We start from the raw sequence: 24,556 nt of genomic DNA, 5'->3' as shown, positions 1-24,556 counted from the left end.
CGCGTTCAAAAACTGAGGTTGAATGTTAAATCCCTGAAAGATTCAGGTTCAAGGGTTGTAATAAATAGGTATTTCTCTATTTTTGGAGACTTATTAGCTACCCCAGTTTTATGAAAAAAATTCTGTCTCTTTGCTGTTTAGCAATGCTTTTTTTGGGATGGGCCTGTACCGAAGAAAATGAAACCACATTTGTAGTCACTGAAGAAATACTATATGCCAGTGGTGAGCAAGTTCGACTTTTGGGAAGGGTAATCAGTAATCAATCCGTGCAGGTTCAGGATCATGGTTTTTACCTTTCTAAAGACCCTAATTTTGCATCGCCCATCATCTTGTCTTTAGGGGCAAAGGATGGCCCTGGAAGGTTTATCGGGCAAGTATCTGATTTGGAAGTTAATCAACTCTATTATGCCAAATCATTTTTCAATACCGGCGCAGGAGATGAATTCGGAAATGTACTTGAAGTTCGGACTTTACCGGTTGGTCTGGAGTCATTTAGTCCCGCTTTTGGGGCTACTGGACAGGAGATGACCATTATCGGAAGAAACTTCACCAAAGACACCAAAGTGTTTTTTGGCTCTGTGGAAGCTCAAATCATCAGCATTACCCTAGAAAGCAGAATTCGGGTAAGAATACCTGCCCCTAAGGATGGTGTGACGGTTCCTATCAAAATTCAGGTTCAAAATAATGTAGTAGAGTTTCCTGAAAAATTTGAATATAGAGTAGGTACTTATGAATTAATCACCGCTTTTCCTCAGGAAATAAAGGTTTACGACAATGTGTTTTTCCAGAGAAACTCAGGTCTTCATATAGGTTTAGGGTCTGAAAGAAGACTTTTTCAATTAGAATATTTCCAGCGATATGATATAGCAACTAAAACTTGGGATAGAGTGGAATTCCCCGGCTCTCCAAGGTCTTATGCTTTTTTCACGGACAACTATATTGGTGGAGGAACTGCCAGACTTGGAAATCCCATTGTCATAAATTCCAGCTTTTGGAGGATTACAGACTCTGGTTTTGAACAATTGGGTGATTTACCTTTTGAAAGTAGGGAGTCTTTAGCTTTTGAAATTAACTCCACGCTCTATGTTTTGGGAACTAAGCAAAGTAATGAGGCATCTTTTAGAAAGTATAATCCTGTAACCAAAGTTTGGAGTTCGCTAGGAACACCTCCTGAGAATTTCAATGCAGAAAATGCTCACTTTATCTATCAAGGGAGAGCCTATGTAATCGGGAAAGATAAATCAGTTTGGTCCTATACTCCATCCAGCGATTCTTGGCAAATAGTTTCCAGTTATCCAGGCGGACTGGGTGATGGATATGGAATGGGCAGAGTAATCGGAGATAAGGCTTATGTTGGGCTTTATCGCAGATCAGATGAATTGTGGGAGCTTAATCTGAATACCCTTACATGGAAACCCAAAAATCCGATGCCGGGCTTACCTCAAAGTATTTTGGTAGGGCACTTCGTCAAAGATGGAGTATTATACATTATGCGAGTCCCAGACATTACCTTGGCAGGATCATATCCTATGAATATGTACAAATTTACACCTGAGGGATTTTAAAATTTGACTATGAAGCGACTTTTACCTCTTATACTTTTCTTGCTCACGCATGTGGCTTTTACCCAAACCCAACCCAAAAGGGAGGTAGTCGGTAGAGATATTGGGCAATTGAAAAACATCAAAATCTCAGGGAGAATAATGGATGAGATTACAGGTGAAGCACTGGTAGGTGCTACTGTAACAGTACCTGAATTGAACGTCACCCGGATCACTGATTCCAATGGAGGATTTGAACTAGTTCTTGACCGGGCTGAATACATTTTGGAGTTTAGATATGTGGGATATGAGACCATCAAATATCCCATCGTTGCAGTAGGAGATGGAAGAATTTCCATTCGGATGCTTCAAGAAGATTTTCAGTTGGACGATGTGGTTATTTTTGGAAGAGATCCGGAGAAAAATATTCGATCAACCGATATGGGGGCGATTACATTGAGTATGAACTCGATCAAGGAACTCCCTCCATTCCTCGGGGAAGTGGATATCATTCGCTCTATGGCTACGCTTCCAGGTGTTTCGCAAGTTGGTGAGGCCGCAGCAGGATTGAATGTACGTGGAGGAGGGGCAGATCAAAACCTAATTCAGTTTGCCGGGGCTCCAATTTATAACCCAACTCACCTTTTTGGGCTTTTTACTTCTTTCAATGCGGATGTGGTCAATGATGTGACTTTATACAAGTCAGTAATCCCAACACGCTACGGGGGCAGGGGTTCATCCATTTTGGATATTCTACCAAAAACCGGAAGTATTGACAAATGGGGAGGAGACTTGATGTTGAGTAATTTTTCTGGAAAAATCGGGGTTAATGGACCGCTTATCAAGAATAAATTATCTGTCAGGGGAGGCTTTAGAGGCTCCTATATCAATTGGTTTTTAGGTGCTTTGAGCAATCCTGACTTGAATAATTCTCAGGCGAATTTTTATGATGGCAATTTGGTGATTTCAGCTCCTATTTCTGAAAACAATGAATTCACCTATAGCTATTACACCTCTTACGATGATTTTGCTTTTGCCTCAGATACTACAATTTCCTGGAAAAATAATTCTCACTCTCTTCAGTGGAAAAGCAAGTTTGGCGAGAAGTTGAGCCTAGAGGCGTTGGGTTATTATACTCAATATGATTACAGCATCTTTAATCGATCAGGGATCAATGATTTTGATTTGAATTCAGGAATTCAAGATTTCGGAATTAAGGCATTCATGACTTACCAGATCGGAGAAAATAACAGATTGACTTTTGGCGGTGACTTCAAAGATTTAACTATACAGCCCGGTGAATTGATCCCCTCCAGCGAACAGGAATCTGGAATATTGCCTAAAAAGGTGCAGGATGAATTTGGTAGGGAATCCGGGGTACATTTTCAGCATGAACTGGAATTCGGAGAGAAAATTGGGATATCCTACGGCTTAAGGTATGACATGTATCAGTATTTGGGACCAAGGACGGTGAGACAATATGCCGAAAACCAACCCAAATCTGAAGGTTCAGCTATTTCGGAAAGAAGCTATGCGGATGGTGAAAACATTATTTCCTATGATGGACTTGGTCCTAGGGGCTCGATTCGCTACTCGCTTTCCAAATACAGCTCTATCAAAGCTGGATACAACAAAATGTATCAATTCATCCATTTAATTTCCAACACAGCAACCATTGCGCCGACAGATGTTTGGAAGTTGAGTGATGAGTTTTTAAAGCCTCAGATCGTAGATCAATACTCCTTGGGATTTTATAACAATTTCAAGGGGAATATATTCGAGACTTCTATTGAGGTCTACTACAAGGACATTCAAAATGTGGTGGAGTATAAAGATGGTGCTAACCTAATCCTTCAAAATCATATTGAAACCGAGCTTGTTCCTGCACAGGGCAGAGCGTATGGGATTGAGTTGTATGTGAAAAAGAATTTGGGAAGATTGACAGGTTGGGTGTCCTATACCTATTCCAGAAGCTTGAGAAGAGTAATTACACCATTTGAGGAAGAAATGATCAACGATGGCGAATGGTTTGCTTCTAATTTCGATAAGCCTCATGATTTGACATTGATCGGAAATTACAAGGTTTCCACCAATACCTCTATTTCTGCAACTTTCGGATACAGTACAGGGAGACCAGTTACTTTTCCTGAGGCCAAGTTTGATTACTCTGGGAATAATCTAGCTTTCTTCGACAGAAGAAATGAACAGAGACTTCCGGATTTCCACCGGCTGGACTTTTCAGTGAATTTTAAGTTGAAAGGAAAAGGCAAATTCTACGATGGTGATTGGACTTTCTCCATTCTCAATGTATACGGAAGAAGAAATCCATTCTCTCTCTTTTTTGTGGATGAAGCAGGAGCACCTCCTCAAGCCCTCCGTTTGGCAGTGTTGGGAGTTCCTTTACCAAGTTTAAGCTATTCAATTAAGTTTTGAGATGAGAGTATTTAAAAAGCTTTTTTACGTCCTTTTGATGCTGCCTATGGCCTGCATTGATCCCTATGAAGTGGAAGTTGGGGAAGGGGAGCAATTGCTTACCATAGAGGGAATGATTACCACACAGCCGGGTAGACAGGTAATTCGACTGACAAGAAGTGCTACTTATGGTTCTGTATTTGAAGGGCTGATACGGCCAGTCACAGGTGCTACGGTTATTGTAAGAGATGATTTGGGAAATGTAGTTTTTCTAGCTGAGTCAGCAAATGATAGGGGAGCTTATTTTACACCTGAAAATTTTGCTGCCCAGCTTGGACGAAGCTACACCTTGCAGATACAAACGCCAGATGGAACCGTCTATACTTCTTTTCCTGAGAAAGTTAATGCAGTGCCTGAAATCAATAACCTCAGTGTTCAGACTGTTCGGATTCCTGTAGAAGGAGAATTGAATGATAGATCGGGAGTTCAGTTGATAGCAGAGATCAATGATCCTGTGGATGAAAATAACTTCTACTTCTGGCGAAATGGTCCGTCAGTTTACGTTTTGGAAACCAGGCCTGACCTATTTACCCCTCGACCATCTGATGCTAACCCAAGTCGTGATCCTCAGCCCAAACCTTGTTGTATTGCATGTTTTAGATCAGAACAAGTCAGTAACCAAAGCATATTCATCGCAAATGATGATAATTTCAATGGCTTAACTACTAGGATCCCAGTTGCATTTATTGAGGATGACGGCTTGCGATTTGTCAAGACCTACCGGATAGATGTGAGGCAGATGAGCATTTCACAAGAGGCCTATCGTTTTCTTAGGTTGGTAAAGCAACAAACAGAGATCAGCGGCTCGGTATTTGATCCTCCTCCTGCTAGTATTCGTGGTAATATGATTAATTTGGAAAATCCTGAAGAAGTGGTTTTAGGTTACTTTATAGTAGGCGCAGAGACGGTAAGGAGAATCTATATCGATCAGAATGATTTAACCTTCCGACAAAATAAAGCTATTATTCCCGACGATTGCAGGGAAGTTCCGGGCGCCCAAGTAGCTCCGCCTGCTGATTGGAATCCTTAATCTGAACTCCGGTCTATGGCTGGAATTCAGATTTTTCTTGGAATACTATCCCTCTTTTTTCCAACTCTTCCAGTATGGGTAGGTAGATTTCTGGGAGGATGGGTAGATGCAATCCGCTTAGTTTTATTTTTCCATCCAAAAATAAATCCACCGCAATAGCGAGGGGTAATCCTACAGTTTTAGCCATGGCGGTGTAGGTCGAATCCTCTCCGAAGCAGACTAAACTTGATGTGAGCATCTCTTTTCCTTGATCAGTTTCTAGTTCGAACAAATGCTGCATCACGATCATATCCCGATCTTCTTTCCCCAAAGCCCAATCGATTTCCAAAATTGCTTGAAGTAAGGAGGCGGGACTTCCGGATGTTTTTGGCAGCTTTCGATCACTAAAAAATCCCAGCCATTGTAATTTTTCAAAGGTTGGGAAGTCCAAATCTTGGATCAACTCTCCTAGTTTTTCTTCCACGGAAAGTTGAGAGTCATAGGGTAAAAATGCATTGATGAAATCCCGCAGTGTACTGTTTTCAGGAAAATTCACCTCAAAACTATCATCTGTCATCCCCAACTGAACGAATACATTCCAAGCTTTGCAGTAACCGGCCCTTCTTAAAGTTCCTCGCAGCAAGGTTGGGATATTTTCCAGACCATATACTTTTCTATAGCTTAAGGAATCCCGGTTGGCATAGCCATCAAAATCTCCCAATCCTTCAAAATGTATGGATTCCAGCCTCTTATAAAGTTGATGATAAGGAATGAATTTAAGGTCTCCTTTTTCTATATAACGCGAAGTTCCCTGACCTGCCAATACCACATTTCTTGGGTTCCAGGTGAATTTATACTTCCAGGGATTATCTTCCGATTCGGGTGCAAGAAGTCCTCCGCAGTAGGATTTGAAAGAGGTGATTTGATGCCCTTTTTTCTTTGCTTCATCAATAATTTTCATGGCAGACATGTGATCTATTCCTGGATCCAAGCCACATTCATTCAAAAAAAACAATCCTTTTTCACTGATCTCTGAAGCCATCTTTTTCAAATCCTCAGATTCATAGGAGGCAGAGAAAAAATGCTTGCCTAAATCCAAACAGTCTTTGGCAATTGTTGGGTGCATAAAGGCAGGAAGCATGGAGATCACCAGGTCGGATTCCTGAATAAGCGATTTTCTTTTTTCAGGATCGGAAACATCCAAAGATTTTGCAAAAGTATTGGGGCGGTTTTTGAGCTTTTCCAAAGCTGCTTTTTCATCCAGGTCTGCTAAAATCAATTTCCTGTCTTTGTTTTGACAAGTGTCAGCAAGATAATCAATGAGGTAAGTGGAGGATTTTCCGCCTCCTAAAATCAAAATACTATGCATGGGTAAAATTTGAGTTCTCCTGATAAAACTCGCAGGAAAAAGGGAGAATTCCAGATTTTGGTGAACAATTCATTAATTTACTCGTTCGATTTCCCCCAAGCAATTCATTACATGCAAAAAATAGAAGTAAAGAGTTATTTAGAAATTCTGGATTTTTCAGATTTAGATCCACAAGAGCAGGCATTGGTGGAAAAAGCAAAAGCTATCAGTCAAGCTGCCTATGCTCCTTATTCTTCTTTTCGAGTGGGAGCGGCAGTTCTTTTAGAAAATGGAAACATGCTTCAATGCAGTAATCAGGAAAATGTCAGCTTCCCTGCAGGAGTTTGTGCCGAGCAACTGGTTTTAGGCTATGCAGGAGCTAATTATCCTCAATCTGCTCCAATTATGATGGCAGTAGTGGCACAAAGAGCGGGAGAGGATCAGTGGGCGGTAGTTTCCCCTTGCGGGATCTGCAGGCAAACCATCAACGAAGTAGAAAACCGGTTTAATCAGGCCATAAAAATGCTTTTTTTGAGAGCTGATGGGAAAATCTATCGCATAGATGGAGTGGAAAATCTGCTTCCTCTTAAATTCAATGATCTGAAAGGCTAGATTTTGAAAAAAAGTATACGATTTGAATATGAGGCTCATTATGTAGTTTCCAAAGAGCCTGATTTTCGGGAAAAGGAAATTTGGTTGCTTTTCCATGGCTACGGGCAATTGGCTGAGTTTTTTATCAGAAAATTCCAGCCCTTTTTTGACGGAAACCGCTTATTTATAGCTCCAGAAGGGACTAATTATGCTTATTTGAAAGATTTTCAAGGGAGAGTTGGAGCCAACTGGATGACTAGGCATGAGCGGGAAAAAGCGATTGAAAATAACCATCGATACCTAGATGAGTTAATGGCGTCATATCTCAGGAAATTTGAAAAGAAGCCAAAGATAAAAATCCTGGGTTTCTCTCAAGGTGCTGCAACTGCAACCAGATGGGCTAGCAGATGGTCTGGGAAAGTGGACTCCTTGATATTATGGGCAGGAGGCTTTGCACATGATATGCAGTTAGAGGATGCGAGAGGTAAATTTTCCCAAACAAACTTGAAATTGGTCTTAGGAACTCAAGATGAACTGATTACTCCGGAAAGTATTGAAAAGCAGGAGGAACTGATCAGAAGTTTGGGTAAATCGATTGAAAAGATCACATTTGAGGGAGGGCATGAACTTGATACAGAAATTTTGAAAATGATGATGGAAGTCAAGTAAATTGTTCCTAGTTTGGCGCATGATTTGTAACATTAAAAAATAATTGATCCAGAATCTGACATTCGTTATTTTTCTGAAAATATTTCAAAACCATCCATGCTTTCGCTTACAGAAAAAGAGGTAGATTTCATTGCTACCCAATTACTTAAAGGTATGGTCTGTTTTTACCAGATCGACAAAAAGAAAATCCACTTTATGCCTGATGATGAAGATTATTTCAATTATGATCTGACTCCCGACGAAGAGGATATTTTAGACGAGATTGATGCCGAGCCGGATAATTTCGCGGAGTTTACCAAAATGGAAGTTCCTCAAGAGCATCAAATCATGCAGGATTTCATTGATAGAAGGGTAAAAGAGAGAAATCTTGCCGAGGATTTAGTCAACGCTTTGACCAAGCCAAAATCAATGACAGCATTTAAATTTTTGATTGACGAGTCCAAATACCAAGAAGATTGGGCTGAGTATAGAAAGTCCAAGTATCAGGATTGGGTCAAGGAACAAGTAGATAGTTTCAACTACGCAGAGAATTAAAAGTAGCCGCCAAGATATCTTGGCGGTTTTCTTTTTGCCTGATTTTGAGTAGTTTCATAGGCTCTCAATTATTTTTCTATGGAAACTGAAGCTAAGATTTTCATTCGGAATCAACTGAACCCTGGAGATTTAGGGCAAATAGCCGCTCTGCACGGAAGAATTTATGCAGAGGAACATAATTTTGGGTTGGGTTTCGAAGCCTATGTAATGGACAGCCTTTTGGAGTTTTACCGACAATATGACGCCAACCGAGATAAAGTCTGGGTGGTGGAGTCAGAGGGAAAAATGGTCGGATTTTTACTTTTGATGCATAGACAAGATGAACAGGCCCAACTTCGATATTTCATTTTGGAAAAGCCTTACAGAGGCATGGGTTTGGGAAAAAAGCTAATGGAAGAGTGGATGGAATTCTACAAAGAAAAAGGGTACAGAGGAGCTTACCTTTATACAACCTCTGGCCTAGATCCTGCCATTAGTCTTTATGAGCGTTATGGGTTCAAAAAGGTATCTCAAATGAAATCACGGAATTTTGGGGTTCATCTATTGGAGATGCTCTACAGGCTTTATCCTTCTTAGGCTTATTTCTTATATTTCCTTCATGAAAAGAATATCCCTGCTACTCCTCTCTTTAACCTGGTTTTGTTGTCAGTTTTCCTTTGCACAAAATTGGGATTGGGGAGGTCCAATGGACCCGCTCCAAAGTAAGTTTAGCATAGTCCATTATGAGTTGAGACTAGAGCTTTTTCCTGAAAATCAATCTATTGCGGGTTCTAGTACCATCACTTTTGATAGTTCTGAGAAATTAGATACCCTCCGTTTTCAGTTGATTGATGAATACGAAGTATCCAAAGTGACAATGAATGGGGAGGAGGTAAAGTTTTCTCATCAAAATGATGTATTGGATATTATACCCATAGACTGCACCTGTGATCAAGTCACAGTACATTATTCAGGAAAAACTCCCATAGCTATCAACCCGCCTTGGACTGGAGGTTTTACCTGGGAAAAGGACAGACTAGGAAACCATTGGATGGGATTATCTTCTCAAGGAGAAGGAGCAAAAATATTCATGCCGGCATTAGACCACCCCAGTTCTGAGCCCAGTCAGGGAGTTGATCTTTATTTCACTGCGCCAAATCCCTATTTCGTAGCCTCTAATGGTCGTTTATTGGATACCCAAAAAGGACAGGAGAAAACCACCTTTCACTGGGCTACTGAATATCCTATCAATAATTACAATATCAATTTTACTCTGGGAGTTTTTGAAGAAGAAAGTTCCATTTTCACCAGTGTATCAGGGAGACAGGTTCCTCTGGTAGTGTATGTTTTGCAGGAAAATAGAAGAAAAGCATCGGCATTACTTCAGGTGTTGGAGGAAAGTGTCAAAACTCATGAAAAGTATTTTGGACCATTTCCATTTCCGGATGATAAAATTGCGGTAGTGGAAACCCCTTATTTGGGGATGGAGCATCAGACTATCAATGCCTATGGGAATAATTTCCAGTTTGTACCTATGGGAAAGGTTCAATATGACTGGCTTTTACATCATGAATTAGGGCATGAGTGGTTTGGAAATAAAGTCTCAGTAGGTGATTGGGCAGACATGTGGATTCATGAAGGCATTACCGCATATGGAGATTGGCTATTTTATCTGGAGCATGGAGGGGAAGAAGCGTATTTGAAAAAAGTGAAATCAGAGCTTCGAAATATTCCGCATGCCAAGCCGGTACAAAGTCCTCCAAACAGTACAGAAGAAGAGGCTTATCATCCTGAAATTTATACGAAGGGAGCTTATATCATGCACTCTCTGAGAGGTTTTCTGGGGGATGAATTATTTTTCCCTATGCTAAAGGCTTTTGCCAGTGATGATCGATTTACTTATCAAAATCGAGTTAATTCGGATGATTTTGTAAACTTCGTTTTAGATTACTCTGGAAAAGATCTGCGTGGGTTTTTCGATTTATATTTATTGACCACCTCCCTTCCTGAAGTGGAGGTGAAAAATAAGGGCAAAAAGGGCTGGCAAGTGAGTTTGAAAAGAATTGACTTTGAAATGCCTGTGGAAATTGGAACATCAGAAGGAGTCCAAAAGGTGAATCTAGGCATGAAGCCTATGCTAATTAAAAGTCAAACTGCACCTGAGGTAGACCCAAATTATTGGTATATGCTTAAGCGTTAAAAAATGGAAATCAAAAAGCAAAAGGCTCAAGGTTATTATGTCATGATCGGTATTTTGATGGGCTTTCCTATGGGGATTGCCTTAAGTTTGGCTTTGGGGAATTTTGCTTTTGTGGGTACAGGCATAGCGATCGGCTTGCCTATTGGAATAGCACTGGAAGAGAAAGCTAAGAAGGAAGGTAAAGTCAGAGAATTAAATGAAAGTGATCTGATTTTAAGAAAAAAACTTTTTCGAGTGACTCTGATTTTACTGACACTTACTGTTTTAGGATTAGTCACATTTTTGCTTTTTCGACTGAGCTAAAATTCTAGTAAGTCCTTTTTTCAGATTATTTGGCAGTTTTGGGGACTTAATTGTAACTTATCCATGCCCCTTTAGAATATTTTTCTAATTTTGCCCCAATTTGGACTTAAGTAAAAATTTCTCTTCAACCTCCTTCTCTAATGCCTAAAGACAGTAGTATCAAGCACGTACTCATCATCGGTTCAGGTCCCATCGTCATCGGTCAAGCATGCGAATTCGACTATTCAGGCTCGCAGGCATCCAGATCCCTTCGTGAAGAAGGCATCATTGTCACCTTGATCAATTCCAACCCAGCGACGATTATGACAGATCCGGTGACAGCAGACAACGTGTATTTGCTCCCACTGGAAAAGAAATCCATCAAAAAAATTCTAACAGATCACCCGGACATTGACACGGTATTACCGACTATGGGTGGTCAAACAGCTTTAAACTTGGCCATTGACTGCGAAAAAGCAGGAATATGGAAAAATTTCGGAGTAAGAATGATCGGTGTGGATATCGATGCTATCGATACAGCCGAAAACCGGGAAAAATTTAAAGCATTGATGGAGAAAATTGGGGTAGGAGTTTGTAAAGGAGCTACTGCCACCTCATTCCTTCAAGGAAAGGAAATAGCACAAGAAATTGGATTTCCTCTCATCATCCGTGCATCCTATACACTAGGTGGTGCTGGAGGCGCTTTCGTTGAAAAAGAAGAAGATTTTGAAAGATTACTCAGTGCAGGTCTGCAAGCCTCACCTGTACATGAGGTTTTGATAGAGCAAAGTATCTTGGGGTGGAAAGAGTATGAGCTAGAGGTCATGCGGGATAACATCGGAAATATGATCGTTATCTGTTCCATCGAAAACTTTGATCCTATGGGTGTACATACCGGGGATTCGATCACGGTTGCACCAATTCAAACCCTTCCGGATACCGTGTATCAACGCATGAGGAATTATGCGATCACTATGATGAACAGTATCGGAAATTTTGCTGGAGGATGTAATGTGCAGTTTGCAGTCAGCCCTGACAATCAGGAGATCATCGGGATTGAGATCAACCCACGAGTATCTAGATCTTCTGCTCTAGCTTCTAAAGCTACTGGGTATCCAATTGCTAAAGTAGCAGCCAAATTGGCTATAGGTTACAATTTGGATGAGTTACCAAACTCTATCACGGGAACTACTTCAGCTTATTTTGAGCCATCCATTGACTATGTCATTGTGAAAATTCCTCGTTGGAATTTTGACAAATTCAAAGGATCTGACCGTCGATTGGGACTTTCCATGAAGGCAGTGGGAGAGGTAATGGGAATTGGAAGAAACTTCCAAGAAGCCTTACAAAAAGCCTGTCAGTCCCTAGAGATCAAGAGAAACGGTTTGGGAGCTGATGGAAAAGAGTTGAGAGACCAAGCACAGATTCTATACTCCTTGGCTAATCCAAGCTGGAATAGACTGTTCCATGTATATGATGCCTTCAAATTGGGTATTTCATTCAGAACCATTCAGGATTTGACCAAAATCGACAAGTGGTTTTTGAAGCAAATAGAAGAATTGATTCACCTGGAAGGTGAGATTGAAAAATATGAGATTGATACCATTCCATTCGAAGTAATGGATTTGGCGAAGAAGAAAGGCTATGCTGACCGACAAATAGCTCATTTATTGGGTTGCTTGGAAAGTGAAGTTTTTACCAAGCGCTATGAAGAAATGGGTATCAAGCGTGTCTACAAATTAGTAGATACTTGTGCGGCAGAGTTTGAAGCACAGACCCCATATTATTACTCTTCTTTTGGAGAGGAAAATGAATCAGTTAGATCTGATAAGAAAAAAGTGGTGGTACTTGGTTCAGGACCAAACCGAGTAGGCCAGGGGATTGAGTTCGACTATTCTTGCGTTCACGGAGTTTTGGCAGCCAAAGAGTTGGGCTATGAGACCATCATGATCAACTGTAATCCGGAAACAGTTTCGACAGATCCGGATGTAGCAGATAAGCTTTACTTCGAACCAGTTTTCTGGGAGCATATCTATGAGATTATCCTTCATGAAAAGCCTGAAGGAGTAATAGTTCAGTTAGGTGGACAGACTGCCTTGAAATTGGCTGAAAAGCTGGATAAATACGGAATCAAGATTATCGGTACCAGCTTTGAAGCTTTGGATTTGGCGGAAGATAGAGGTCTTTTCTCTACGCTTTTGAAAGAAAACAATGTGCCTTATCCTGAATTTGGAACGATCCATAACACGGATGAAGCACTTGAGCTTTGCAAAACCATTGGATTCCCATTGCTAGTGAGACCTAGTTATGTATTAGGTGGTCAGGGGATGAAAATCGTGATCAATGAAAAAGAGCTGGAAGAGCATGTGGTAAATGTGCTAAAAGATATTCCAAACAATGAGATTTTGTTGGATCACTTCTTGGAAGGTGCGATTGAAGCTGAGGCAGATGCGATTTGTGATGGAGAGAATGTGTATATCATCGGGATCATGCAGCATATCGAACCTGCAGGTATCCACTCAGGAGATTCCTATGCGGTATTGCCTCCATACAACTTGGGAGATTTGGTAATCCGTCAGATTGAAACATACACCGAAAAGATTGCCCTAGCTCTCAAAACGGTGGGCTTGATCAATATTCAGTTTGCGATCAAAAATGATAAGGTTTATGTGATTGAGGCCAACCCAAGAGCTTCCAGAACCGTACCATTTATCTGTAAAGCCTATCAGGAGCCTTACGTGAATTATGCGACTAAGGTGATGCTTGGAGAGAAAAAAGTGACTGATTTTGAATTCAAACCTACCAAAAAGGGTTATGCAATCAAGGAACCAGTTTTCTCTTTCCACAAATTCCCGAATGTAAATAAGGAATTGGGTCCAGAAATGAAGTCTACGGGTGAAGCGATTTACTTCATAGATGATTTGATGGATGATTATTTCTTAAAAATCTATTCGGAGAGAAACTTGTACCTCAGTAGGTAAGAAGTTTGAAGGCTTAAGTGAGAAAGCTGATGATTTCATGTGAGATATTACTCCTTGATTGAAATTTAAAAGGGATAAAAAGAAGAGAGTTTTGGTAAAATTTCTGATTATAGTTTTAGGTGTTGGTTGGTTGTTGGGTCAATTAATTCGCTATTTTTTGCGGAGTAAGTTGGCCAAGTTTGCTGCTCATGTTCAGGAGATGGAGCGAGAGCAAAGAAGAGCCCAACAGTCTCAATCAAGGCCTAAAGAAGATATCTCGGTTGATTACATTCCCAAATCTCATGAAGCCAAACGGAAAAAAGATATAGAAGGCGGTGAATACGTCGATTATGAAGAAGTGAAGGAGTAATCCTTCCCTTTTTTTTTGCCGAATTCAGTGGAAACAAAGTCCTTTTACTTTTAAATGCTTATCAGGCTACCTTTCCTGACTTCAGATATGGAGAGAAGATAAAGGTGTTCTTTAGTGCATTATAAGGAATAAAAATTCAGATCGAAATTTCCACCATATGCATACTGCCTACTAAAAACTGTTACTAGACTCTTTTACACCAAAATAGCTTATACCCAGACAAAGACTTGGTGCCAATTAAAAAATCTTCTCCTCCATCTTTCAAGCCCATTTTCTTTTTCAGGGCATCTGTTCCCATTAGGTAATTCCTGGTAATCACATTCACTTTGCCGGAAGGGAATCGGCTTTTTAGCTCATTTTTCTTGGCAGGGAGTTCTTCAAGTATTTCAAAGACTTTTCCTGGGATATTTTGAGGTAAGTTCTCTGATGTATATAAGTGACTGTTTGAGTCCAGTTTTTTTAGGCCAAAACGTGATCCGAATAATTTGAAAGCCCCGGCTTTTAATACTCCACTGGAAGGCTCAATCAAGTATTTTTCTGCTTCTCCAAATGAGGATTGGGCTAGTTCTTCTTCTTCCCTTTCAAACTCAAACTCCGGTAAATTCCCGCCCAAATCAATCGCAACCACCTTTTTCTTAGGCGAGGTATTATCCTTTTTCCAGTGAAGCAAAAGCTCCTTTACCTCGTTTTTCACAGAAAGAATGGTGATTTTTTGAATTTCAGACAGCTCCGACCAAGCTTGACTGATATCGAGCATAGGGGAATATTTCAAGAGAATCTCATTCGACTTTTTTTTCAAGTCTTCCCAAACTGTCACCAAATCCGGCTGACAATCTTTTAGCTTGTAGAGCTTTTGATTTCCCTTTCCTCTTCTAGCTGGATCAGAATAAATGAGGTCAAAATGAAGCTTAGTTTTCTCCAAAAATTCCAAACCATCCCCTTCAAAAAAGGCAAATTTGCTATCTAAACCCTCCAAGGGATTAGAACCCTTGGAGGGTTTCAATCGCTCTAGATTATACTTTGAAATCTGGAAAAGCTCAGGCTGATTTTCGCAGTAGATTCCTTTTTCAAAGCCTTGGCTTAAATAATAAAAATCCACCCCAAAACCTCCAGTCAAGTCTATCATCAGCTTTCCATTCAGTTCTTCAGCCTTCTTTTTGGCGGTTTCTTCTGATGAGCTTTGTTCCAAGGAAATACTTGGAGGAAAAATGATTTGTGGATTGGCAGCCCATTCCGGGAGCTTTTTTGAAGCTTTTTGTCGCGCGGAAATTTGTTGAACAGCTGCCTTTAGGTCAAAGCTTGTTTTTCGCTGATATTTTAAAAGTAAAAGTGCAGGATCTTCACTGAGATGATCCTGCACAAATTGTTGGAATTCAGTAGTATGAAACTCTCTGAAGTCCATTTATACCAATTGATTCTTCACCAAATAAGCTGCGATCTGAACCGCATTGGTAGCCGCTCCTTTTCTCAAATTATCAGCCACAATCCACATATTGAGGGTGTTTGGCTGAGATTCGTCTCTTCTCAATCTTCCTACAAACACTTCATCTTTTTTATGCGCATTGATCGGCATAGGATAGACAAAATTTGCAGGATCATCCTGTACGATTACTCCTGGAGTCTCAGAAAGTAATTTTCTTACCTCATCCAAATCAAAATCTTTGTTGAACTCCACATTGACTGATTCAGAGTGACCCCCCATAGTAGGGATTCTGACAGTAGTTGCAGTTACTTGTATGCTGTTGTCACTGAAGATTTTCTTGGTCTCATTGATCATTTTCATCTCCTCTTTCGTGTATCCATTCGGCTGGAATACATCAATATGAGGAAGCACATTCATGTCAATTTTGTGAGGATAAACCATAGGAGGATTAGCTTCACCTGCGCGCTCCGCCATCATTTGGTCTACGGCTGCTTTACCTGTGCCTGTTACAGACTGATAGGTAGAGACCACAATTCTTTTGATCCCATATTGGTGTCTCAAAGGCTCCAATGCCAATACCATCTGGATGGTTGAGCAGTTTGGGTTAGCGATGATCTTGTCTTCTTTGTTCAGTTCTTTAGCATTGATTTCTGGTACCACCAATTTTTTGCTTGGGTCCATTCTCCAGGCTGAAGAGTTGTCTACAACGGTAGTCCCAGCTTCAGCAAATTTGGGAGCCCACTCCAAAGATGTGCTTCCACCAGCTGAGAAAATAGCAATATGTGGTTTGGCAGCTACAGCATCAGCCAAGCCGATGACAGTATGTTTTTTTCCTTTATATTCAATCTGTTTACCTACTGAGCGCTCGGAAGCGACCAATAGCAATTCGTCGTAATGAAAATTGTGCTCGTCCAGCACTTCTAGAATTTCAGAGCCAACCAGGCCGGTTGCTCCTACCACAGCTAATTTCATCTGTATATAATTTGTTTTTTAGAGGTCAAATGGAATCAGCACAATTTACAAGCATCCCAGTGTGTGTCGCTTGCGTTGTGCTCGATTTCATGATGGTTTGAATAGGTTAATTATTTTCAAGCTGTAAAATTAACAGCTATGCATTCATTTTCAGATTTATACTGAAATTTATTGACTTGATTTGCTGAATTACTTTTTATCGAATTCAATTCAAGGCGTGTTAAAAGTCTTCAAGTGATAAAAATCTGTTCCTAACCGCTTAAATAACTGGACCAGTTTTGTTGCCTAAACTTAGGAACAAAATGATCGAAGACTTACTTAAAAACGCGCGACTTTCTTCCGGTGGTCGAAAGCTACTCACTTCACAACAAAAAGCCTTTATTGTAGAAGATTGGGAAAGTTCTGGCTTATCTTGTCCTGAATATTGTCGCCGACACGGGCTGATCACCAGTCAGGTGTATAGCTGGCGTTCACTTGCTAAATCAGGAGCCATTATGAGTATCAAAAATCAAGGTGACCTCCATTCCAAAGCTGAATTGGAAATGCTTAGAAAAGAGAATGAAGAGCTCAAGAAGGCTCTCGGGGAATCTACTTTGGATATTAAGATCCTAAAAAAAAAGTTAGAGATGGATCAACTTCGAAACAAGAAATTGAATCGTTATCCAGACAATTCGGAGTAAGCATGAATAGGATTATCAAGACACTGGGAGTCGCCAAATCCTCTGTATATTATAAAGCAAAGCCCTATCCTGAACGAAAAAGGACAGTGCGAAAAGAACTGTGTGAGCAGATGAAACTGGCTGTTGTAGAAATCACGGCAAAGAAATCCACCTATGGGGTACCCCGGGTCAAGGCGCTGCTCAAACGGGATTATGGGCTCAACGTGACCAAATACATGGTGCACCGCTACATGAAGGAAGAAGGGTTGTTGATTACCCGACACCGAACCAGAGGCAGCAGCAGATCCCATACAGGGCAGATAGCAGTAGAAACACCTAATACGCGATGGGCTAGTGATATCACTTCGATTAAATGCTGGAATGGGGAAAAGCTCCGGGTGGCCTTTCTTCTCGACTGTTGTGACAGGTCCATCATCGCCTGGAAAGCAGGAAAACATATGCAGGCAGTTGATATTGAATTAATGGTTCAAGAAGCCTTACATATCCGCTTTGGAGAGAGTTTGCCTGAACCGGATACACTGCAGTTTTTACATGGCAATGGACCGGAATTCATTGAAAAAAAGCTCAGAGCCAGCTTGAAATCCTGGAATATAATCGATTGTAATACCCCAACCTATTCACCACAATCAAACGGGATGTGTGAAGCCTTCAATGCTACATTTAAACGAGATTATGTCTATGAGAGCTGCCTGGATAATCCAAAAACCGTACACAGGCAAATACAGAAGTGGATGAATGAATACAATACATATGCACCACATTCTGCATTAGAAATGAAAACACCAAATGAATTTTATAACTTTAAAATCGCTGCATAACTAGTCCAACCTTCAAGCGGAAAGAGCAAATCAAAAGCAGAACAGCAGAAAATCTTAAGATTGGTTTTAAAATTTACTTGTCTTCAAATTTGCCTTCTCTCCTCCAACCATAAGGGTTAGTATCCGCAGTGGTAATTTGGGATTCTACTTTTCCTGTTTGTGGGTCTTCTGTAAAAAACATGGCAGAAGATTCCCATCTCAAAAGGTTTACCTCTGCTTTCAGTTTTTCTTCGTCCCCGTCAAAAAGCTTTTCCAGCAAGTCTTCCCTGCCTGCACATTGAATTTGCTTAGTCTTCCCGTTTTTATAATGAATCTGATATTCTCTCATAACCTCTTTTCTTAAAAAACTGCTCCTATCTTGTTTTGTTATGAAATAGGCAGAATCCGAGCATTGGGCAGGCTTTTAATTTTGGAAGACGCCGAGCTTTTTATATGCCTTTTGGATTATAGTCTGCATTTCTAGAAAGGAACCAAATGGATAATTTCTATAGACTAAAATTTAAATAATCAATTATGATTTATTAAATTAGTTTATCGGTTTTAGTCTAATAGGTTTATGGTCAGATTTTTAGTTGGACTTTTTATTTTTATCCTGTCGATATTTCAGGCAGAGACTCTGAAAGCTGCTAATCAAAGAGAGGGCTTCGAGAAGGATTTTCAAATTGTAAATCATCCTGAAGAATTTATTCCAGGATGGAGTGGAAACGAGTTGAGGGCAAGTTCATCCCGTATTTTTCAATCTAGCCAAGGCAGAAATGCTTCCAAGGCTTTGGCAGTTCAGCCAATCTCCACCTTTGATGGAAAAGTTTTTATCCGACTGAATCCAAATATGTATGAAAACCCGAAGATTCAATTTTGGGCAAGAGCAGTCAGAAATGGTTCTGGCACTCGTCCGGCGGTGGTTTTCTATTCATTCGAAAAAAGTCTGGAAAATGATCCTTCAAATTGGTTTCGATTAGGGTCAGAAAATGAATTTGCCAATGAAGATCAAGAATTCAGAAAATTTGAAATTCTACTTCCAGAAGAGTTGAGTGCCGAGCCCGAAATCTTTTTAAAACTGGAAATTCGATTTGGATCCGGGACTGGATCCTGTGCCCGTTTTTTGATGGATGATTTTGAATTCGGAGATATAGAAGAGGATTTGGAGGCACCTAAAATATTACGGGTAAGAGGGTATGATAATAAAACTATAGAACTCAGCTTTTCTGAAAAACTGGATCCTGTTTTTTCGCAAATTCAATTGAATTATCTAATGGGTGAGAAGGAACCAGAGTCAGCTATTCTTAGGCAAGATTCTTTGGTGTATTTAAGCTTCGAGGATGCTTTGGATCATAAGGGCTTATTTGATCTGAGAGTTCGGCAAATAGCTGATTTAGAAGGTAATTTTTTAGAAGATACGCTGGTCAATTTTACCTTCTTCGATCCTACCAATATTCCTTACAAGACTTTGGTCATCAACGAGCTGATGCCTGCGCCAAGAGATGGTAATGACCTTCCGAATGTAGAATATATAGAATTGCTCCACATCGGTGATTATCCTGTCAGAGTAGAAGGGGTTCAGATTTCTAATTCAAGGAATACCACTACACTGGGTAATTTTTGGTTAGAGCCAGATTCCTACACTATTCTTGCTCCAACCAACCAAGCCAATCAATTTTTGCCTTTTGGTTCGGTAATTCCAGTTTCTTCTTGGCCAACATTGCTCAACTCTGGTGATCGAGTTCAATTAAGTGACAGAAACGGAAAAGAAATTGACCAAGTTAGCTATACAACAGCTTCTTGGAAAGGCACTGAATTCAGTGGGGGAGGGTATAGTCTAGAGGTTGTAAATCCATTTTTGCGATGCGATCAAAGTTCTTTTCTTCTTTCCTCTAGATCATCCTTTCGGGGGACTCCTGGACAAGAAAATTCGGTTTTTGATTTAAGCCCAGATCTAGTTAAACCAGAGTTACTTGCATTTGAGTTTTTGAATGAACAGACCTTGGTTTTGACTTTCTCGGAACCCCTGCAAACCCTCTATTTTCCTAACTTTTTGAGTTTTCAAGAAATCATTGAAATAGACTCGGTTGGAATTAATAGCGATGAAGTGACATTGTTTTTTCAAAATCCATTTCCGGAAAATAATCCCGTCACTTTAAAAATTCATGGATTTCAAGATTGTAGTGGGAATGAATTGGAAGAAATTGAAATCATAATTATTCGTCCTTCAGAAGCTCAAATCGGAGATGTGATGATCAATGAAGTGCTATTCAACTCCCGGACAGGAAGTCCCAAATTTGTTGAGTTGATAAATGCTACAAATCGCTATTTGGAACTGAGAGATTGGAAGTTGGCCAATTTGGATGCTCAGGGAAAAGTAAATCAAGTAAGGGCAATCAGCGATAGGAGTCTGGTGATTCCGCCAAAGGCACAGCTAGCCATAAGTACAGATACGGTTCAGCTTAAGTTTGACTATCCTTTGTCCTCCATGGGCTTATTTCATCAAATAAATACTTTGCCTAGTTACCCGATCGCCGGTGGAACAGTAGTGTTGCTTGCTCCATCAGATGAGCTTGCAGAGAGCTTCCGGTACAGTGAGCGTTTACATCACCCCTTGCTTAGGGATACGAAGGGAGTTTCATTGGAAAGAATATCCTTGCAAACTCCTGCTTCAGTCATGGCTAATTGGCATTCTGCCTCCGGAACGATGGGCTATGCGACTCCAGGGATAAAGAACTCTCAATTAATAGAAGAGGAATTTTTGGGAAATATAATTCAAATTGATCCGGAAGTATTTGACCCGGAAGGAAGCAATGGAAACACCTTTACTTCCATCAGATATGAATTAAATGAGCCAGGCTGGGTGGGAACTTTTAGAATATATGATATGGCTGGTCGGATTGTTGCGATTTTGGCTCAGAATGAAATTTTGGGTACTTCTGGCCTGTATTCATGGACTGGTACCAATTCAAATGGAGGGCGAGTTCGGACTGGATATTATATCCTTGTAGCTGATTTATTTGATTTAAATGGGAATGTCCGGCAAATCAAAAAGACTATCATAATTGCTGAAAGACTCTAATTTTTTGTAAATGGTTTCTAAAAATGTTTAAAAATCAGTAATTTAGTTCTAATCATCCCCTCAAGCCCATGGAACCTGGAATCATCAATCAGGCCATACAAAAGCTTTGTATTGCCGAAGGAAAAGAAGTAAATGAGGTAATTCAATACCTCAAATTGAAGTATCGGATAGATATTGATCCATTAGTGCTTCAAAAACGAATCGATAAATTAATGAATAAAGGAAAAGCCGTTGCATAACGGCTTTTTTTATGGTCTCCTGATTTTTCGGGTCGTTTCATTATTTTTTCTATCCCATTATCCTAAAACTGTTTCGATAAAGTTGACTGATTCCAAATTGTATTTTTTGATGACCGGTTTCCTTTTATTTTTTGTAAATCCAAGTGCTCCATGTATTTTAGGGAACTTTTAAAGTTAATTATCGTCCCAGTACTATTACTTAATTTGAATACTATGAGTCAGGAAGAAAAAACAGCTTATTCTCAGGAAGAGCTGAAGGAGTTTGAAGAAATCATTCTTCAAAAGTTGGCAGTGGCTAAGGAAGAGCTTTCTTCTTTAAAAGAAAGCCTCAGTAAGAAAAATGACAGTGGAACCGATAACACAGCTTCGACATCCAAACTGTTAGAAGATGGTGCGGATACCTTGGAAAGAGAGAGCTTGAGCCAATTGGCAGCCCGTCAGCAGAAATTTATTATAAACTTGGAGAATGCCCTGATTAGAATCAAGAATGGTACTTATGGTGTATGCGTTGATACAGGCAAGCTAATTGCTAAAGAAAGGTTAAAGGCTGTGCCACACACTATGCATTCTATAGAAGCTAAACTGGCTAAAAAATAAGTCTTTGGATTTCCTTCATCGGCATATTGAGGCATTGATATTTTGCAGTCCTTCTCCTTTGGGGAAGGACGAAATTCATAAGTGCCTGAGTGAAATGTTTGAGGCAGATGTGCCTTTGGAGCATATTGATCAGGCATTGGCCGAACTCCAGGAAAAGTATAAGCAAGAGGACTTTTCTTTTGCTTTGGAAAAGCTTGGGGGTGGTTATCAGTTTTTAACCAAACCAGCTTACCAGACCTCCATTGCTATTTTACTGAAGCAGCAAAGTCAAAAAAGACTGTCCACGGCTCAAATGGAAACCCTTTCCATTATTGCTTACAAGCAACCAGTGACAAAGGGAGAAATTGAGCAGATTCGTGGTGTGAATTGCGATTATTCTGTTCAAAAACTTTTAGAAAAGGAGCTAGTAGAAATAAAGGGCAAATCTGATCAAATCGGACGCCCCTTGATCTATGGCACTTCGCCAAAGTTTATGGAATATTTTGGCATCAATTCCATTCAGGAACTACCACAACCCAAGGATTTTTCCCAGCCTGATAATCAAATAGGAGAAGAGAGGGAGTAGGGAAGGCTGAAATTTGAAGTGAGAAGGCTGAAAAGGGGCAGTAGGCGGTTTTCAGTAGGCAGTCTTCAGTTGGCAGTGAGCAGAAGCAGTCTTAAAAGGCTGAATTGTAAAGTGAGAAATCTGAAAAGTGGGCAGTTTTCAGTTGGCAGTAAGCAGAAGCAGTATTGAAAGTCTGAATTATAAAGTGAGAAATCTGGAAAGTAGGCAGTTTTCAGTAAGTATAGCATCACTGCGAACCCTTTTGGAAAGCTGAATTCAGAAATCTTAAAATAGATATGGAGTAGTAGGCAGTCAATTTTAGCTTTGGTCCATTAAGCTTCTACTGGACAAAACCTTTTAAGTGTCTTTTAGAATTTTTTTACAAAACCACATAGCCACAATAGTTTAGAGAGTAAGGATTCAATTTGATATAAGATCGGTAAGAAAGCCCAATAACAAATAAATAAGTAACTACATAGGTTTTAGAAGCTGCTTCGCTCCGCAAGCTGCACTCGCAGAGACGGCTCTATTCGTATCGCCGCTGCGCCTCCGCGAGAATTATAGTAAAACCAGGAAGGAAGCATAGAAAACATAACTTCTAAAAATTCTTTGCCCCTTCTGTCTTTTGTTGGAAACTATAAGAATTAACTATCAAATGGCTTCTCTGAAACTCTAGTTTACTCATATCTTAAGTTTCTACAAACAAAACGCCTCTCCGAGGCTTTCAGTGGCAAAGACCATTTAGAGCACCATAGGTGCGATCTTATTGTAGAGAGTAAAGTCATAAACTCTCCAGAGGACCAGCGGTGCGATTTGAATTTTGCTAGGATGGAGAGTCAAATAACCAATAACCATTAACTAAGTAACTATATAGGTTTTTGAGACTGCTTCGCTCCGCAAGCTGCGCTCGCAGTGACGGCTCAATACGTTGAGTCGATGCGCCTCCGCGAGAATTATAGTAAAACCAGGAAGGAAGCATAGAAAACATAACTTCTAAAAATTCTTTGCCCCTTCTGTCTTTTGTTGGAAACTATTAGAATTAACTATCAAATCGCTTCTCTGAAGCTCTAGATTACTCATATCTCAAGTTTCTACTAACAAAACGCCTCTCCGAGGCTTTCAGTGAGGGAGCCCTTTTAGAGCACCATAGGTGCGATCTGATTGTAGAAAATAAAGTCATTAACTCTCCAGAGCACCAGCGGTGCGATTTGAATTTTGCTAGGATGGAGAGTCTAATAACCATTAACTAAGTAACTATATAGGCTTTGAAACAAGCCTTCCCCTCTTTGCAACTTTGCGGGAGAAAAAAACTGCTAAGCCTCCGCGAGAAATTTTAAGATTCTTATATCGAACCTTACTCAATCACCTTTACTTTCGCCAAGTGCGTGATTAAATATTTTTTTCCGGTTTTAATCTCTTCACATAATACCCGGGTTCTTCGGGTTTCTCCTTTTTTGAAAACTCTTCCTTCCAATTCAAATGTAATCCCCAATTGAAGATCTGAAAGAAAAGAGTTTGTTTCCAGATCCTTTTGTAAGTCGTATTTGCTCATTTCTTTCATCAAGAACAAGTCTTGAGCAGAACTAGCCTTGGGAGCTCGCATGTGCCTTTGAAGAGGGATTAGCAGGTCCCTTGGAAATACATGCACTGAAAGTAAGGGGCTAATGAGTTTTTGAAAGGTTTGCTTCCACTCATGCCCATGCGGTGCGATTTCTATTCCAAAGTTTAAGAAGGTGTGAAGATGGGCTACTTCGTGAATAAAGGTGAGTAAGAACTGGTATGGGTTTAAGTCCCCGTTTATGGTAATGGTTTGAATACCTCTATCCCTTCTGTATCGGAAATCTCCTAATTTGGATTTTCGTGATTTCGAAACAGTAAAATTAAATGGCTTCTCTTCCCATAAACGCAGGCAGTAAGGGAGGCTGTTGGCAGGAATATGCTTGCTCAGGATTTGTCGGAGTTTTTCCGATGAATTCATTTCGAAAAGTAGCAAAAAAAAGAGTCCCGGTGAGGGGACTCTCGAATTTTTCGGAAGAAAGAAATTACTTAACTTCTTCTACTGTCTCTTCAACTACTACCTCCACAGAGTCAGTAGTTTCTTCAACTGCTTCAACAGTTTCTTCAGTAGTTTCTTCAACAGTTTCAACTACTTCAGTAGCTTCTTCAGAAACTTCTTTGTTGCCGCAAGATGCAGTTGCCATCAAGCCAGCGATTGCGAAAATTGCAAATACTTTTTTCATTTTTTGTGGTTTTCTTAATTCGATACA

Annotated in this window: 23 protein-coding genes; 17 read left to right on the top strand and 6 right to left on the bottom strand. The window is 40.1% G+C overall.

The window, feature by feature from the left end; translation table 11 throughout:
- Positions 1-110: 110 nt before the first annotated feature.
- From GYM62_RS15365 to GYM62_RS15355, 3 genes are read left to right on the top strand one after another with little or no spacing between them, the layout of a single operon-like run.
- Positions 111-1,565 (top strand): IPT/TIG domain-containing protein, encoded by a 1,455-nt coding sequence (locus GYM62_RS15365; RefSeq protein WP_219957049.1) that lies wholly within the window; start codon positions 111-113, stop codon positions 1,563-1,565.
- Between the two features lie 9 nt (positions 1,566-1,574).
- Positions 1,575-3,974, top strand: a complete 2,400-nt coding sequence (locus tag GYM62_RS15360; RefSeq protein ID WP_219957048.1) for a TonB-dependent receptor — start codon at positions 1,575-1,577, stop codon at positions 3,972-3,974.
- Between the two features lies 1 nt (position 3,975).
- Complete coding sequence (locus tag GYM62_RS15355) at positions 3,976-5,043, top strand: DUF4249 domain-containing protein (RefSeq protein ID WP_219957047.1); 1,068 nt, start codon at positions 3,976-3,978, stop codon at positions 5,041-5,043.
- A 13-nt stretch (positions 5,044-5,056) separates the two neighbouring features.
- Here GYM62_RS15355 and GYM62_RS15350 read toward each other — a convergent pair whose 3' ends face one another.
- A complete protein-coding gene (locus GYM62_RS15350; RefSeq protein WP_219957046.1) occupies positions 5,057-6,391 on the bottom strand; it encodes a saccharopine dehydrogenase C-terminal domain-containing protein in 1,335 nt (444 codons plus the stop codon).
- A gap of 111 nt (positions 6,392-6,502) precedes the next feature.
- Here GYM62_RS15350 and GYM62_RS15345 point away from each other — a divergent pair, with 111 nt between their 5' ends.
- The 8 genes from GYM62_RS15345 to GYM62_RS15310 all read left to right on the top strand — a co-directional run bounded on the left by GYM62_RS15345 (position 6,503) and on the right by GYM62_RS15310 (position 13,955).
- Positions 6,503-6,982: a cytidine deaminase gene (locus GYM62_RS15345; protein ID WP_219957045.1), complete on the top strand. Its 480-nt coding sequence runs from the start codon at positions 6,503-6,505 to the stop codon at positions 6,980-6,982.
- Positions 6,983-6,985: 3 nt separating this feature from the next.
- Positions 6,986-7,630 (top strand): alpha/beta hydrolase, encoded by a 645-nt coding sequence (locus tag GYM62_RS15340; RefSeq protein WP_219957044.1) that lies wholly within the window; start codon positions 6,986-6,988, stop codon positions 7,628-7,630.
- Positions 7,631-7,726: 96 nt separating this feature from the next.
- Positions 7,727-8,164: a UPF0158 family protein gene (locus tag GYM62_RS15335; protein WP_091652528.1), complete on the top strand. Its 438-nt coding sequence runs from the start codon at positions 7,727-7,729 to the stop codon at positions 8,162-8,164.
- 78 nt (positions 8,165-8,242) lie between these two features.
- Entirely contained in the window at positions 8,243-8,740 is a 498-nt protein-coding gene (locus GYM62_RS15330) for a GNAT family N-acetyltransferase (RefSeq protein WP_219957043.1), read from the top strand.
- 22 nt (positions 8,741-8,762) lie between these two features.
- A complete protein-coding gene (locus GYM62_RS15325; protein WP_219957042.1) occupies positions 8,763-10,343 on the top strand; it encodes a M1 family metallopeptidase in 1,581 nt (526 codons plus the stop codon).
- A 3-nt stretch (positions 10,344-10,346) separates the two neighbouring features.
- Positions 10,347-10,646, top strand: coding sequence for a hypothetical protein (locus GYM62_RS15320; protein WP_219957041.1), 300 nt, complete (start codon positions 10,347-10,349; stop codon positions 10,644-10,646).
- A 140-nt stretch (positions 10,647-10,786) separates the two neighbouring features.
- On the top strand, positions 10,787-13,606 hold the full coding sequence (carB, locus tag GYM62_RS15315; RefSeq protein ID WP_219957040.1) for a carbamoyl-phosphate synthase large subunit: 2,820 nt from the start codon (positions 10,787-10,789) through the stop codon (positions 13,604-13,606).
- 91 nt (positions 13,607-13,697) lie between these two features.
- Complete coding sequence (locus GYM62_RS15310; protein ID WP_091653039.1) at positions 13,698-13,955, top strand: DUF4834 family protein; 258 nt, start codon at positions 13,698-13,700, stop codon at positions 13,953-13,955.
- Between the two features lie 184 nt (positions 13,956-14,139).
- Here the strand turns inward: GYM62_RS15310 and GYM62_RS15305 are convergent, their stop codons facing one another.
- Both GYM62_RS15305 and GYM62_RS15300 read right to left on the bottom strand, forming a co-directional pair.
- Positions 14,140-15,357: a class I SAM-dependent methyltransferase gene (locus GYM62_RS15305; RefSeq protein ID WP_219957039.1), complete on the bottom strand. Its 1,218-nt coding sequence runs from the start codon at positions 15,355-15,357 to the stop codon at positions 14,140-14,142.
- Entirely contained in the window at positions 15,358-16,350 is a 993-nt protein-coding gene (locus GYM62_RS15300) for an aspartate-semialdehyde dehydrogenase (protein WP_219957038.1), read from the bottom strand.
- A gap of 302 nt (positions 16,351-16,652) precedes the next feature.
- Here GYM62_RS15300 and GYM62_RS15295 point away from each other — a divergent pair, with 302 nt between their 5' ends.
- On the top strand, positions 16,653-17,030 hold the full coding sequence (locus GYM62_RS15295; protein ID WP_219956869.1) for a transposase: 378 nt from the start codon (positions 16,653-16,655) through the stop codon (positions 17,028-17,030).
- Entirely contained in the window at positions 17,000-17,848 is an 849-nt protein-coding gene (locus tag GYM62_RS15290; RefSeq protein ID WP_219959474.1) for an IS3 family transposase, read from the top strand. The genes GYM62_RS15295 and GYM62_RS15290 overlap by 31 nt, the downstream gene beginning before the upstream one ends.
- 73 nt (positions 17,849-17,921) lie before the next feature.
- Here GYM62_RS15290 and GYM62_RS15285 read toward each other — a convergent pair whose 3' ends face one another.
- A complete protein-coding gene (locus tag GYM62_RS15285; RefSeq protein WP_219957037.1) occupies positions 17,922-18,176 on the bottom strand; it encodes a hypothetical protein in 255 nt (84 codons plus the stop codon).
- 228 nt (positions 18,177-18,404) lie between these two features.
- On the opposite strand from GYM62_RS15285, the gene GYM62_RS15280 reads away from it, so the two are divergent.
- The 4 genes from GYM62_RS15280 to scpB all read left to right on the top strand — a co-directional run bounded on the left by GYM62_RS15280 (position 18,405) and on the right by scpB (position 22,310).
- Positions 18,405-20,909, top strand: a complete 2,505-nt coding sequence (locus GYM62_RS15280; RefSeq protein ID WP_219957036.1) for a lamin tail domain-containing protein — start codon at positions 18,405-18,407, stop codon at positions 20,907-20,909.
- 68 nt (positions 20,910-20,977) lie between these two features.
- Positions 20,978-21,148: a hypothetical protein gene (locus GYM62_RS15275; RefSeq protein ID WP_175557866.1), complete on the top strand. Its 171-nt coding sequence runs from the start codon at positions 20,978-20,980 to the stop codon at positions 21,146-21,148.
- 213 nt (positions 21,149-21,361) lie between these two features.
- Entirely contained in the window at positions 21,362-21,745 is a 384-nt protein-coding gene (locus GYM62_RS15270; protein ID WP_091652554.1) for a TraR/DksA C4-type zinc finger protein, read from the top strand.
- Between the two features lie 4 nt (positions 21,746-21,749).
- Positions 21,750-22,310: an SMC-Scp complex subunit ScpB gene (gene scpB, locus GYM62_RS15265; protein ID WP_091652556.1), complete on the top strand. Its 561-nt coding sequence runs from the start codon at positions 21,750-21,752 to the stop codon at positions 22,308-22,310.
- 1,333 nt (positions 22,311-23,643) lie between these two features.
- On the opposite strand, the gene GYM62_RS15260 is transcribed toward scpB, so the two are convergent.
- Together GYM62_RS15260 and GYM62_RS15255 are read right to left on the bottom strand one after the other, a co-directional pair.
- Positions 23,644-24,267, bottom strand: a complete 624-nt coding sequence (locus GYM62_RS15260; RefSeq protein WP_219957035.1) for a SprT-like domain-containing protein — start codon at positions 24,265-24,267, stop codon at positions 23,644-23,646.
- A gap of 64 nt (positions 24,268-24,331) precedes the next feature.
- Positions 24,332-24,529, bottom strand: coding sequence for a hypothetical protein (locus GYM62_RS15255; RefSeq protein ID WP_091652562.1), 198 nt, complete (start codon positions 24,527-24,529; stop codon positions 24,332-24,334).
- Positions 24,530-24,556 lie beyond the last annotated feature (27 nt).

This window comes from Algoriphagus sp. NBT04N3 (assembly GCF_019443765.1).
Classification (GTDB): domain Bacteria; phylum Bacteroidota; class Bacteroidia; order Cytophagales; family Cyclobacteriaceae; genus Algoriphagus; species Algoriphagus ornithinivorans.
The sequence above is the reverse complement of the archived record's forward strand: the minus strand, read 5'-3'. Positions and strand labels throughout refer to the sequence as shown.